This is a genomic window from uncultured Eubacterium sp. (assembly GCF_934295145.1).
Classification (GTDB): domain Bacteria; phylum Bacillota; class Clostridia; order Lachnospirales; family Lachnospiraceae; genus Eubacterium_I.
Genome location: NZ_CAKRAS010000073.1, coordinates 1 through 12,400 on the forward strand (window position 1 = coordinate 1; position 12,400 = coordinate 12,400).

Annotated in this window: 13 protein-coding genes; 12 read left to right on the forward strand and 1 reads right to left on the reverse strand. The window is 42.8% G+C overall.

Features of this window, described 5'->3' with window-relative positions:
- Positions 1-129: 129 nt before the first annotated feature.
- Complete coding sequence (locus Q0I54_RS11895) at positions 130-1,197, reverse strand: undecaprenyldiphospho-muramoylpentapeptide beta-N-acetylglucosaminyltransferase (protein WP_296118884.1); 1,068 nt, start codon at positions 1,195-1,197, stop codon at positions 130-132.
- A gap of 451 nt (positions 1,198-1,648) precedes the next feature.
- On the opposite strand from Q0I54_RS11895, the gene Q0I54_RS11900 reads away from it, so the two are divergent.
- The 12 genes from Q0I54_RS11900 to lysS form a co-directional block, all read left to right on the forward strand.
- On the forward strand, positions 1,649-1,972 hold the full coding sequence (locus tag Q0I54_RS11900) for a hypothetical protein (RefSeq protein WP_296118885.1): 324 nt from the start codon (positions 1,649-1,651) through the stop codon (positions 1,970-1,972).
- A 362-nt stretch (positions 1,973-2,334) separates the two neighbouring features.
- Complete coding sequence (locus tag Q0I54_RS11905) at positions 2,335-3,453, forward strand: cell wall hydrolase (protein ID WP_296118887.1); 1,119 nt, start codon at positions 2,335-2,337, stop codon at positions 3,451-3,453.
- Positions 3,454-3,631: 178 nt separating this feature from the next.
- Positions 3,632-4,081: an NfeD family protein gene (locus tag Q0I54_RS11910; protein WP_296118889.1), complete on the forward strand. Its 450-nt coding sequence runs from the start codon at positions 3,632-3,634 to the stop codon at positions 4,079-4,081.
- 14 nt (positions 4,082-4,095) lie between these two features.
- A complete protein-coding gene (locus Q0I54_RS11915) occupies positions 4,096-5,022 on the forward strand; it encodes an SPFH domain-containing protein (protein ID WP_294785539.1) in 927 nt (308 codons plus the stop codon).
- A gap of 73 nt (positions 5,023-5,095) precedes the next feature.
- The gene (gene argF / locus Q0I54_RS11920) at positions 5,096-6,094 is read left to right on the forward strand and encodes an ornithine carbamoyltransferase (RefSeq protein ID WP_296118890.1); all 999 of its coding nucleotides are present in this window, start codon (positions 5,096-5,098) and stop codon (positions 6,092-6,094) included.
- Between the two features lie 27 nt (positions 6,095-6,121).
- The gene (locus tag Q0I54_RS11925) at positions 6,122-7,111 is read left to right on the forward strand and encodes a biotin--[acetyl-CoA-carboxylase] ligase (protein ID WP_296118891.1); all 990 of its coding nucleotides are present in this window, start codon (positions 6,122-6,124) and stop codon (positions 7,109-7,111) included.
- A gap of 71 nt (positions 7,112-7,182) precedes the next feature.
- Entirely contained in the window at positions 7,183-7,515 is a 333-nt protein-coding gene (locus tag Q0I54_RS11930) for a DUF6145 family protein (protein WP_296118893.1), read from the forward strand.
- 19 nt (positions 7,516-7,534) lie between these two features.
- Positions 7,535-8,305, forward strand: coding sequence for a type III pantothenate kinase (locus Q0I54_RS11935; RefSeq protein WP_296118894.1), 771 nt, complete (start codon positions 7,535-7,537; stop codon positions 8,303-8,305).
- Between the two features lie 58 nt (positions 8,306-8,363).
- Entirely contained in the window at positions 8,364-9,338 is a 975-nt protein-coding gene (dusB, locus tag Q0I54_RS11940; protein WP_296118896.1) for a tRNA dihydrouridine synthase DusB, read from the forward strand.
- A gap of 120 nt (positions 9,339-9,458) precedes the next feature.
- Entirely contained in the window at positions 9,459-10,196 is a 738-nt protein-coding gene (locus Q0I54_RS11945) for a hypothetical protein (protein ID WP_296118897.1), read from the forward strand.
- Between the two features lie 32 nt (positions 10,197-10,228).
- Positions 10,229-10,708, forward strand: a complete 480-nt coding sequence (greA, locus tag Q0I54_RS11950) for a transcription elongation factor GreA (protein ID WP_296118898.1) — start codon at positions 10,229-10,231, stop codon at positions 10,706-10,708.
- Between the two features lie 19 nt (positions 10,709-10,727).
- Positions 10,728-12,400: lysine--tRNA ligase (gene lysS, locus Q0I54_RS11955; RefSeq protein ID WP_296118899.1), on the forward strand; the 1,673-nt coding region annotated here is incomplete at its 3' end.

A 12,400-nucleotide genomic window follows, 5' to 3' on the forward strand; every position in this document is an offset into this window, starting at 1 on the left:
AAGGCCCTCCTATGATTTTTATTTTATCATAGAAGAACCTATTATTTGTTAATTTACAGAAAAAGTTTCACACACTCCAAAATACAGGGATTTTCCTTAATAACCTAAAAATTTCCCTCACAAAAGAAATTAACGTTTCCGCAATTTTTCGATTAAATCCGTAATCGTCGTAACTGCATCCATCTGATCACTGCTCTCCATTGCATGCACGTAATCGTCACGTTTCTCCCATACCGTTTTAATCGCCTCAGAAAGTGTCTGATCATTTAATTCCTCTTCTTCAATCACATAGCTGAAGCCCTGTTTCTGGAAAGAATTCGCATTTAAGATCTGGTCTCCGCGGCTCGCATTTTTGGAAAGCGGAATCAGGATATTTGGTTTGCGTAATGCCAGTAATTCGCAGATAGAATTGGCACCTGCACGGGAAATAACCAGCTCAGATACAGCAAATAAATCAGCAAGTTCAGCATTGGCATATTCATACTGTACATATCCTTCTGTATTATGTAAAGTCGGATCCAGATTGCCTTTTCCACACAGATGAATGACCTGATATTTTTTCAGAATCTGTGGGAGCAGACTACGCACGGTATCATTGATCACCTTGGAACCTGAACTTCCGCCAACAACGAGGATGACCGGTTTATCCGGAGTCAGACAGGTGTATGTGTAGGCTCTTTCTTTGCTTCCGTGAAGTAACTCTGCACGGATCGGAGAACCGGATAACACAGCCTTTCCTTCTGGAAGATGAGGAATCGTCTCCGGGAAGTTACAACATACACGGCTAGCCGCTGGAATAGCGATACGGTTTGCAAGTCCCGGTGTGATGTCGGATTCATGGATGATTGTCGGGATGTGAGCGTGTTTTGCGGCAAGTACCACAGGAACACTGACAAATCCGCCTTTGGAAAATACAATATCCGGTTTCAGTTTGCGCATCAAAGCTTTTGCCTGAAAATATCCTTTCATAACTTTAAACGGATCGGAAAAGTTTTTTGGGTCAAAGTAACGACGTAGTTTACCGGAAGAAATACCATAATAAGGAATGTGCTGCTGTTCGATCAGCCCTTTTTCCATGCCCTCGTAGGATCCGATATAGGAGATTTCATAACCTAATTCTTTTAATCTTGGAAGCAGGGCAATATTTGGTGTAACATGACCGGCAGTACCGCCGCCCGTAAGAATGATTCTTTTCATATGCATATCCTTTCTTATATAAGATTCGTAATAGCGATTTGAATTGTTTGGTAGGAAATTTCGATGAATTTCCTATCAAACAAAAGCACTTCGTGCAAACGATGCGCACTCGCACGAGAAGAAATTATTGCTTCGCAAGCGTGCTCGGCGCGTGCAAAAAAGATGTGCCATTGATAATTTTAAACGCGTAAGTGTGTGATAGCACACTTTCTTGCATTAAAAATGTTTTTTCTGTGAGTCAAAACCGCTATAAAATATCTGCTCTTTTCTGCTTAAATATACACCTATTGCAAAACCTAGACAAGCGTTTATTTTTAATAAGAAGAAACTGGTCGAAACTTGCGATGAAAACTGCCTCCGGCCCTCTTTTTTTATATGTATGATTTTGTTACACTAAGTATGTAACAAAAATAAAAAGTGTCATACATAAATGGCAGGAAGGAGGCACCAGATGGAGTATTTGATTCATTTGGTAAAACAATTATACGGACAGCACACAACAGTAGTATTTCTGGCAATTCTATGCGCGATCGTGATACTTATGATAATGAATCTGCTGGCAGTACAAAGATGCCGCAGACAGATAAAATACCTTGGAGATAAGTCTCGGGATGTCATGAAACTGGCGCTGAGCCAGAAGGCATCCGGAAGAGAAAATGAGCGGGAATATGAAGGGCGGGAGAACAGAAAAAATGATCATCAATCAAGAGGACATGCTGTCTCAAAAGCGGATGAAGAATTGTTTGGAAGTGTGATGCGAGAGATGTTTCCGTAACCAAAAATCTGTATCATTTTTTGATAGAATAATCTGCCTTTTCAATAGTTACAAATGAATGTAATAAATTGATCGTGACCAGAAAAAAGTCAATCCCAAAAATTAAACAAAAAATGGCGTTTTTTGGAGCAAAATAAGCACTTTTAACCTTGAAAATGGGTAAAAAATCCACAAAAATCAAAAAACAGGGTTGACATCCTGAAAATAGATTGTTATAATGCGTGCAATGTTTATGTAACATTTCTGTAACAAAATTAAAAGAAATGCATAAAAATAAACAGAATCGTAATACTAAACAAACATTATAAAATCTAAACAGGTTCTCAAGGGCATTTGAGTGAGAACATGAATCAGGAGGTCATATGAAATTTAGAAAGGTTATTGAAAGCGGAATTATCACAGCAGCTTTGGCTATCTCATCCGTCACAACAGCCGTTTCTGCAAGTGCTGCTGAGGTAGAGACAAACAACGGGACACTGGAGACAGTGGTAAATCGTGCAAGCCAGACAGCAAGCACAGGAGTTCAGTCAATCCAGATTACACATCAGAATGCACAGGCAGCGGCATTAGCTGCAGAGTGGGCCAACAAAATGTTGGTAACAGTAGACGAAGATAGTTCGTTAAATATACGAAAAGAGGCATCTACAGATGCGGAAGTAGTCGGTAAGTTCTATCACGGAAGCGGAGCGGAAGTTCTAGAAGTCGGTGATGAATGGACAAAAGTAAAATCCGGTGATGTAGAAGGTTATGTAAATAATGCGTATTGTGTGTTTGGAAATGACGCACGTGTATATGCAGAAGAAAATTGCGATACAGAGGCTACCGCAAATGCAGACGGTATCCGTGTCCGTGAGGAATCCAATACGGATGCAAAAATCCTGGATGTGATCGATGCGGGTCAGTCTTTGAAAGTAAATACAGATACAGAAACAGTAGATGGATGGATTTCTGTAGATTACAACGGTACAGCAGCATATGTTGCAGCAGATTATGTAGACGTTGAACTGAACGTAGAAGATGCAGTAAGCATGGAGGAGATAAGAGCCAGAGAGGCTGCAAAGGCACAGCGGGAAGCAGCTGCTGCAGCACAGGGGGCACAGGGAAGCAGTGCTTCTGTCACTACTTCAGCAGCAGTCAGCGCATCCTCCAGTGATACACAGCTTCTGGCTGCAATCATTGAGTGCGAGGCAGGCGGTGAGCCATATGCAGGTCAGCTTGCGGTTGGTGCGGTGGTTATGAATCGTGTAAAAAGCGGCTCTTTCCCGAACAGTATTTCAGGTGTTGTATATCAGAGTGGCCAGTTCACTCCGGCATCAAGCGGTAAACTTGCCCGTGTTCTGAATAGCGGAAAAATTTCTTCCAGCTGTTATCAGGCAGCAGCAGAAGCACTTGCAGGAGCTGATAACACAGGCGGAGCAAAATACTTTCATGCAGGAACAAGTGGTTCCGGAACTGTAATCGGAACACAGATTTTCTATTAAAAAAGAAATGTAGCAGAACATTGTTTGTAAGAAAAACAAAGACAGTATAAAAACGATGGAATCACAGTTAGAATCCGGAAGAAACCGGATACAGGCTGTGGTTCCATTTTTGTTTTTATTATTGTAAAACAGGATAAAATATAGTATATTGGTGAAAAGCAAGGAAGGGGGAAACGACATGTTTTCATTATCGGCACCTATGATATGGCTGATTCTGTTGGTCATTTTTATTCTGGTTGAGATTGCGACTGTAGGACTTTTGACAATCTGGTTTGCCGGCGGTGCACTGGCTGCATTTTTTATTAGTCTGGCTGATTTTGGGTCGGCGGTGCAGGTCATTGTATTTCTGATCGTGTCGTTGGCATTGGTACTGCTGATCCGCCCACTGGCTCAGAGAAAATTTAATTCCGGTCATATCCGCACAAATGCCCAAACACTGATCGGTGAGGAAGCGGTGGTGCTTGAACCGATTGATAATCTTCAATCGAAAGGGCGTGTTATGATTCGAGGCCAGGAATGGTCCGCGAGAAGTGTGGATGACAAGGAGAAGTTCAACAAGGACGATGTTGTTCAGGTTATGTCGATCAGTGGCGTGAAACTGATGGTCAGACGTCCGAAAGAACAGTAAAAGGAGGACAATACATGATTGCAATTATTATTCTGATCGTAGTAGTTATTCTGATTCTGGCTTCGTGTATCAAAATTGTTCCGCAGGCAAATGCATATGTTGTGGAACGTCTGGGAGCATATCAGGGAACATGGGAAGTTGGTATTCATTTTAAAATGCCGATTATCGACCGTGTGGCAAAACGAGTACTCTTAAAAGAGCAGGTTGTAGATTTTGCACCGCAGCCGGTTATCACAAAAGATAATGTTACTATGAGAATTGACACAGTTGTTTTTTTCCAGATTACGGATCCGAAGTTATTTTCCTATGGCGTGGAGAACCCGATCATGGCCATTGAGAATCTGACAGCGACAACACTGAGAAATATCATTGGTGATCTGGAACTGGATGAGACGCTGACATCCAGAGAGACCATCAATACAAAGATGCGTGCATCACTTGATATCGCAACAGATCCATGGGGAATTAAAGTAAACCGTGTAGAGTTGAAAAACATTATTCCACCGCAGGCAATTCAGGATGCGATGGAGAAACAGATGAAAGCTGAGCGTGAACGTCGTGAGGCGATCCTTCGTGCAGAAGGTGAGAAGAAATCCACCATTCTGGTAGCAGAAGGTAAGAAAGAATCTGCAATTCTGGATGCGGAGGCTGAGAAACAGGCAGCAATCCTTCGTGCAGAAGCGAAACGCGAGGCAACCGTCAAGGAAGCAGAAGGTCAGGCAGAAGCGATCCTGAAGATCCAGCAGGCAAACGCCGATGGTCTTCGTTTCCTGAAAGAGGCTTCTCCGGATGCAGCAGTACTTCAGATCAAGAGTCTGGAAGCATTTGCAAAAGCAGCAGACGGCAAAGCAACAAAGATCATTATTCCATCAGAGATTCAGGGTATGGCAGGACTTGCCAAATCTCTGGTAGAAGTAGCAGCAGATGTAAAAGAAAAGTAGAAAATGTAACATGGGCTGCCTGATTTGGGCAGCCCTGTTTGTAGCATGATATATATAAAGAGAGGTAAAAAAGATGAACTTAAAAGGAAGGAATTTTCTGAAATTGTTAGATTTTACACCGGAGGAGATTACATATCTGATCGATCTGTCCGCAGAACTGAAAGAGAAAAAGAAAAAAGGCATCCGTCACGATGTGTTATCCGGCAAAAACATTGCGCTGATTTTTGAAAAAAACAGTACACGTACCCGTTGTTCCTTTGAGGTAGCTGCTTATGATCTCGGTATGCATGCGACATTCCTTGATCCGTCTGCATCCCAGATTGGTAAAAAAGAAAGCATTGCAGATACCGCCCGTGTACTTGGACGTATGTATGACGGTATCGAGTATCGTGGATTTGAGCAGACCATTGTTGAGGACCTGGCAAAATACGCAGGTGTTCCGGTATGGAATGGTCTGACAAATGAGTTCCATCCGACACAGATGATTGCTGATATGCTGACGATCAAAGAGCATTTCGGACATTTAAAAGGAATTAAACTTGCATACATGGGTGATGCCCGTTATAATATGGGAAATTCTCTGATGGTTGTCTGCGCAAAACTTGGTATGCACTTTACCGCATGCACAAATAAAAAATACTTCCCGAATGAGGAACTGGTTGCTGAGTGTCGTGCCATCGCAGAAGAGACCGGTGCAACAATCACTCTGACAGAAGATGCAATGGCAGGAACCAAAGGTGCAGATGTTATCTATACAGATGTATGGGTATCCATGGGTGAGCCGGATGAAGTATGGGCAAGCCGTATCGAAGAGCTGACACCATATCAGGTAAATGCAAAGTTAATGAAAAATGCAGGTCCGCAGGTAAAATTCATGCACTGTCTGCCGGCATTCCATGATCTGAATACAAAAATCGGAAAAGAGATTCATGACAAATTTGGTCTGGATGCAATGGAAGTGACAGACGAGGTATTTGAAAGCCCGCAGTCTATCGTATTTGATGAGGCTGAGAACCGCATGCATACCATCAAAGCGGTTATGTATGCAACCCTTGGCGGAGATGAGAAATAAATACGTACGGTGTAACTGTATGATAGGATGGAGAAAACTGTGAAAAAGAAAATTCTGGAACTTTTGCAGAATTGTCCGGATTTTATATCCGGACAGGAAATCAGTGAAAAATTTGGTGTATCCCGCACAGCGGTATGGAAAGCAATCCGCCAGCTGGAAGCAGAAGGATATGTGATTGAAGCGGTGAGAAACAAAGGCTACCGTTTAAAAGAAGAACCGGATCTGCTGACGGAAGAACTGCTTCAAAAATATCTGGAAACAGATTGGGCAGGACAGCATCTTGTGGTATTTGACAAGACCGATTCCACCAACAATCAGGCAAAACGTCTGGCAGAAGAAGGGGCAGAACATGGTCTGCTGGTTCTCAGTGATTGTCAGACTTCCGGAAAAGGTCGTCGTGGACGTTCCTGGGATTCCAAAGCCAGCAAAGGTATTTTTATGACCTTGTTGTTAAAACCGGATATTCAACCGGGAAATGCTTCCATGCTGACACTTGTTATGGCACTTGCTGTCCGGGCAGGCATTGAGGATGTGGTTGGAATTGACACACAGATCAAGTGGCCGAACGATATCGTATGTGACGGTAAAAAGGTCTGTGGCATCCTGACGGAGATGAGCGCACAGATTGATTATATTAACCATATTGTGATCGGTGTCGGAATCAATGTTTCCAATGAAATTTTTCCGGAGGAAGTGGCTGCGACGGCTACTTCCCTGTATCTGCTGACTGGTGTGCGCATCAGCAGGGCAAAACTGGCTGCAAAGATCATGACAGAGTTTGAAAAATATTATGCTCTTTATCTGGAGACACAGGATCTGTCTGGTGTGATGAATGAGTATAACAGCCATCTTGTCAACCGCGGGCGCAGTGTGCGTGTGCTTGACCCGCGGCAGGAATATACCGGCGTCGCGCAGGGAATCAATCAGAATGGGGAACTTCTGGTACAGACAGAAGATGGAACAGCCCATGTTTCCTCCGGTGAAGTATCCGTTCGTGGTGTGTATGGATATGTGTGATGAATGTACCTTTGTTTGCCAGAATAGACGAACTGGACAGAAGAATAGATAACAGGAGAAAATGATCATTTATGAATCAGGAAGAAGTAGTGCTGTGTGGATCCAGCGCATATACAAAAAAATATTATCTGAATCCGGATTTCCAGAAATTACCACAGGGAATCCAGGATGAACTGAAATTGATGTGTGTATTGTATACAGAAGATGTAGGCGGTACACTTACTTTGAAATTTGATGAAGACGGAGAACTGATCTTTGAGGCGGCGGCAGATGAGGGTGATCTGCTGTATGATGAGATTGGAAGTGTTCTGAAAGTGAAACAGTTGCAGAACACAAAGCAGGAATTGTTGGAATCGCTGGAAATGTATTATAAAGTAACTCATCAGATAAACATAGAAAACTAGCTAGTGGAGGACTGGAGAAATGCTTTTAACCGTAGATATCGGGAATACAAATATCACACTGGGTGTATTTGAAGGGAAAAAACTGCGTACCACATTCCGAATGACAACAATTCAGACACGTACTTCAGATGAGTACGGCATGGTGATGTGTGAGCTGCTGGAACATAATCAGGTGAAAGTTGGAGAAATTACAGATGTTATTGTTGCATCCGTAGTGCCGAACGTAATGCATTCCCTGACAAGTGCTATCATCAAATATTTTCATACAAAACCAATTATTATCGAGGCAGGAGTAAAGACCGGAATTCGTGTGGCTTCCAAAAACCCGCGTCAGGTTGGCGCAGACCGTATCGTGGATGCGGCAGCAGTTTATGAGCTGTATGGCGGACCGGCGATTGTGATTGATTATGGTACGGCAACTACTTTTGATCTGGTGGATTCAGACGGTACCTTTACCGCATGCGTGATCGCACCGGGTATTCGTACTTCCGCGCAGGCTATGTGGAGTATGGCTGCAAAACTGCCGGAGTTTGAGATAAAAAAACCGAAGAGTATTCTTGCGCAGGATACCATTGCATGTATGCAGGCAGGTCTGGTCTATGGTCAGATCGGACAGACGGAGTATATTGTCAAACAGATGAAAAAAGAGTTTGGAAAGGGCAATATCAAAGTCGTTGCGACAGGTGGACTTGGCCGGATCATTGAAAAAGAAACCGATGCCATTGATATTTATGATCCACTGCTGACACTTCAGGGTATGCGCCTGATTTTTGAAAAACAGAAAAAGTAGTTTCGAAAATTCAGATCAGATACAAGGATAAATATAAGAAAAACGGAAAGAGTACAGTATGGATCAATTGAAAATAGGCAATGTAACCCTGGAGAACAATTTAGTACTGGCACCTATGGCAGGAGTAACAGACCTGCCATTTCGTTTGTTATGCCGCAGACAGGGGGCCGGACTTTTGTGCATGGAGATGGTCAGCGCAAAAGCAATTTATTATAAAAATAAAAATACAGATCTGTTAATGGAGATTCATCCGGAGGAACACCCGGTATCTTTGCAGCTTTTTGGCTCAGATCCGGATATTTTGGCGGCAATGGCGGCAAAGATTGAGGAACGCCCTTTTGAAATCCTGGATTTTAACATGGGTTGCCCGGTGCCGAAGGTTGTCAATAACCATGAGGGATCCGCACTGATGAAGGATCCGAAGCTGGTGGAAGAAATCCTGACCAAAATGGTAAAAGCGGTGAAAAAACCAGTGACGGTGAAAATCCGTAAAGGCTTTGATGAGGAACATGTGAACGCTGTGGAGATCGCCAAAATCGCAGAAAGCTGTGGAGTGGCGGCGGTAGCGGTACATGGAAGAACCAGACAGCAGTATTATTCTGGAAAAGCGGACTGGGATATCATTCGTCAGGTAAAAGAGGCTGTATCGATTCCGGTTATTGGAAACGGAGATATCCTCTGTGCACAGGATGTGGTTCGAATGAAGGAACAGACTGGCTGCGATGGGTTTATGATCGGTCGTGGAGCTCAGGGAAATCCATGGATCTTCAAACAGATTCAATATCAGCTGGAGACAGGTGGAGAACTGCCTCGCCCGTCAAAGCATGAAGTGGCAGATATGATGCTTTTACATGCACGTCTGCAGCTTCAGGTGAAAGGTGATTACATTGGAATTCGGGAAATCCGAAAACATGCGGCATGGTATACGGCCGGATACAAAAATTCTTCCAAACTGCGTGGTAAGATCAACGAGGTCGAAAGTTATGCCCAGTTAGAAGAACTGCTGGAGCAGTGGCTGGCAGAAGAGACATAAAACGTCAGATATAATGTAAGAAAAATCACAAGATTGAGTTCTGCTTTTTGGTATAGCGGATAAAATATAGAAACGCCTTATTTCAGCAGGAAAGAATGTCTGAAATAGAGGAGGCTATAGATGCGTGATGTGAACAGAAAGCAAGAACAAAATGGGAGCCGGGACAAACAGAGTCTTCGCAGAATGTTACAGAAGTGGTGCAAGAAAATTCAAACCATCAGGTTACGATATTTACGAAAATCAGAGGGATTACTGACAGAATCCGAATTTACAGAAGAACCAATAGACAATCCATGGATTAATGATACCAGAGAAATCATAGAGCAGATTTTAATGCAAAAAGATCAAACATATCGGACATTTTGCCCACTGATCATTGATACAGATACACCGAATCAGGTATTTGGAGAAGAGGACGATGTGGATCGGATTCTCAGGCAGCTTTATCCGGGACTGAATTTTTTGGAAGTCTGTACGGACCGGCCGGAACATTTTTTGGAAATGACAGAATGGCTGGCAGCAGAATACGGATTGCTGGTACGAGTGCTTCCGTTAAAAGAAATACGGGAGAGTCGGGCAGGAATGGTGCTTGATTTACAGCGACAGGGTGAACTACATATGCAAAAGTTTTCAAGGGACGTAATCTATGTCCCTTTTTACAAGCGCAGATGGCGGGAATGCAGAGAAACAGAGGATCGTGAAGCCCGGAATGAGCAAATAGAGCAGAAAATGTCCGAAATATCAGAAAAAAGACCGGAAAATACAGACCGGATACAGAGGCAGAATCTTGACATAGAAGTACCGATTGGGTATAATGTAGTGATTGTGAAAGTGGATAAGAATCTTCAAAATTATTGATAAATATAAAACGATCAGGAGGATCAATAGAAATGGATAAGAAAAATCTTTTAACTTACCAGGGATTACAGAAACTGGAAAATGAGTTACAGGACTTAAAAGTAGTCAAGAGAAAAGAAATCGCACAGAAAATTAAAGAAGCTCGTGAACAGGGCGACTTATCAGAGAATGCAGAGTATGATGCTGCAAAAGATGAGCAGCGTGACATCGAAGCTCGTATTGAAGAAATTGAGAAAATTTTAAGACATGCAGAAGTTGTTGTTGAAGAAGAAGTTGATCTGGACAAGATCAGCGTAGGATGCCAGGTGCGTATCCTTGACTGCGAATTCGATGAGGAACTTGAGTATAAGATCGTTGGTTCTACAGAAGCAAACAGCTTAAAAGGTAAAATTTCCAATGAATCTCCGGTAGGAAAAGCATTACTTGGAGCAAAAGTTGGTGAGATTGTAAATGTAGAGACACAGGCCGGCGTTTTACAGTATAAAGTACTGGAAATTCAAAGATCAAACTAAGAGAAAAGGAGAACATGAAATGGCTGAACAGAAAAGTGGACAGAATGTAGACGTGAACCAGCTTTTAAAGGTACGTCGCGAAAAACTGCAGGATCTTCAGGAACGTGGAAAGGATCCGTTTCAGATTACCAAATATGACATGACACATCACAGCATGGAGATCAAAGATAACTTTGATGAGCTGGAAGGAAAGACCGTAAGCATTGCGGGCCGAATGATGTTCAAACGTGTTATGGGAAAAGCTTCTTTCTGCAACATTCAGGATCTGCAGGGTAGTATTCAGTCTTATGTGGCACGTGATAATATCGGAGAAGAGTCTTACGCAGATTTCAAAAAATATGATGTAGGCGATATTCTTGGTATCAAAGGTGAAGTATTTAAGACAAAAACAGGTGAAATCTCCATTCATGCAACAGAGGTTACTCTGCTTTCCAAGAGTCTTCAGGTTCTGCCGGAGAAATTCCACGGTCTGACAGATACAGATACACGTTATCGTCAGAGATATGTAGACCTGATCATGAATCCAGAAGTAAAAGATACATTCATCAAACGTTCCAAAGTAATCAGCAGTATCCGTCGTTTCCTGGATGCACAGGGATTTATGGAAGTAGAGACACCGATGCTGGTATCAAACGCAGGCGGTGCGGCAGCAAGACCGTTTGAGACACATTTCAACGCATTAAATGAAGACCTGAAACTTCGTATCTCTCTGGAACTCTATCTGAAACGTCTGATCGTAGGTGGTATGGAGCGTGTATACGAGATCGGTCGTGTATTCCGTAACGAGGGTCTTGATACCCGTCATAACCCAGAGTTTACTCTGATGGAGTTATATCAGGCATACACAGACTATCATGGCATGATGGATCTGACAGAAAACCTGTATCGTCATGTGGCAAAAGAAGTAACAGGATCTGAGGTGATCACATATGGTGAGCACACTATGGATCTGTCCAAACCGTTTGCACGTATCACCATGATCGATGCTGTAAAACAGTATGCAAACGTAGATTTCAATGAGATTCATTCTACTGAGGAAGCAAAGAAAGTTGCAGACGAGCATCATATTGAATATGAAGATCGTCATCAGAAGGGTGATATCTTAAACCTCTTCTTTGAGGAATATGTAGAGGAGCACTTAATTCAGCCAACATTCATTATGGATCACCCGGTAGAGATTTCTCCTCTGACAAAGAAAAAACCGGAAGATCCGGATTATGTAGAGCGTTTCGAATTCTTCATGAACGGATGGGAAATGGCAAATGCTTACTCTGAGCTGAATGATCCGATTGACCAGAGAGAACGTTTCGAAGCACAGGAAAAAGCATTCGAAGCTGGTGATGACGAAGCAAATCATACAGATGAAGATTTCCTGAATGCTTTAAGCATCGGTATGCCGCCTACAGGTGGTATTGGATACGGAATTGACCGTATGGTAATGATGATGACAAACAGCCCGGCTATCCGTGATGTATTGCTCTTCCCGACAATGAAGTCCCTGGACGCTGACAAGAAGGCAAATAAGACTTCCGAAGCAGCTCCTGCAGAGGCTGAAAAACCGGTTGAAAAGATTGATTTTTCTAATGTAAAGATTGAGCCTTTATTTGAGGAAGAAGTTGATTTTGATACATTCAGCAAGTCAGATTTCCGTGCAGTAAAGGTTAAAGAGTGTGTTGCAGTACCGAAGTCAAA

Coding starts and splice junctions, on each gene's coding strand:
- Q0I54_RS11895 (WP_296118884.1), bottom strand. CDS start 1,197: ATGAAAAGAATCATTCTTACGGGCGGCGGTACTGCCGGTCATGTTACA.
- Q0I54_RS11900 (WP_296118885.1), top strand. CDS start 1,649: ATGGAGTATTTGATTCATTTGGTAAAACAATTATACGGACAGCACACA.
- Q0I54_RS11905 (WP_296118887.1), top strand. CDS start 2,335: ATGAAATTTAGAAAGGTTATTGAAAGCGGAATTATCACAGCAGCTTTG.
- Q0I54_RS11910 (WP_296118889.1), top strand. CDS start 3,632: ATGTTTTCATTATCGGCACCTATGATATGGCTGATTCTGTTGGTCATT.
- Q0I54_RS11915 (WP_294785539.1), top strand. CDS start 4,096: ATGATTGCAATTATTATTCTGATCGTAGTAGTTATTCTGATTCTGGCT.
- argF (WP_296118890.1), top strand. CDS start 5,096: ATGAACTTAAAAGGAAGGAATTTTCTGAAATTGTTAGATTTTACACCG.
- Q0I54_RS11925 (WP_296118891.1), top strand. CDS start 6,122: ATGGAGAAAACTGTGAAAAAGAAAATTCTGGAACTTTTGCAGAATTGT.
- Q0I54_RS11930 (WP_296118893.1), top strand. CDS start 7,183: ATGAATCAGGAAGAAGTAGTGCTGTGTGGATCCAGCGCATATACAAAA.
- Q0I54_RS11935 (WP_296118894.1), top strand. CDS start 7,535: ATGCTTTTAACCGTAGATATCGGGAATACAAATATCACACTGGGTGTA.
- dusB (WP_296118896.1), top strand. CDS start 8,364: ATGGATCAATTGAAAATAGGCAATGTAACCCTGGAGAACAATTTAGTA.
- Q0I54_RS11945 (WP_296118897.1), top strand. CDS start 9,459: ATGCGTGATGTGAACAGAAAGCAAGAACAAAATGGGAGCCGGGACAAA.
- greA (WP_296118898.1), top strand. CDS start 10,229: ATGGATAAGAAAAATCTTTTAACTTACCAGGGATTACAGAAACTGGAA.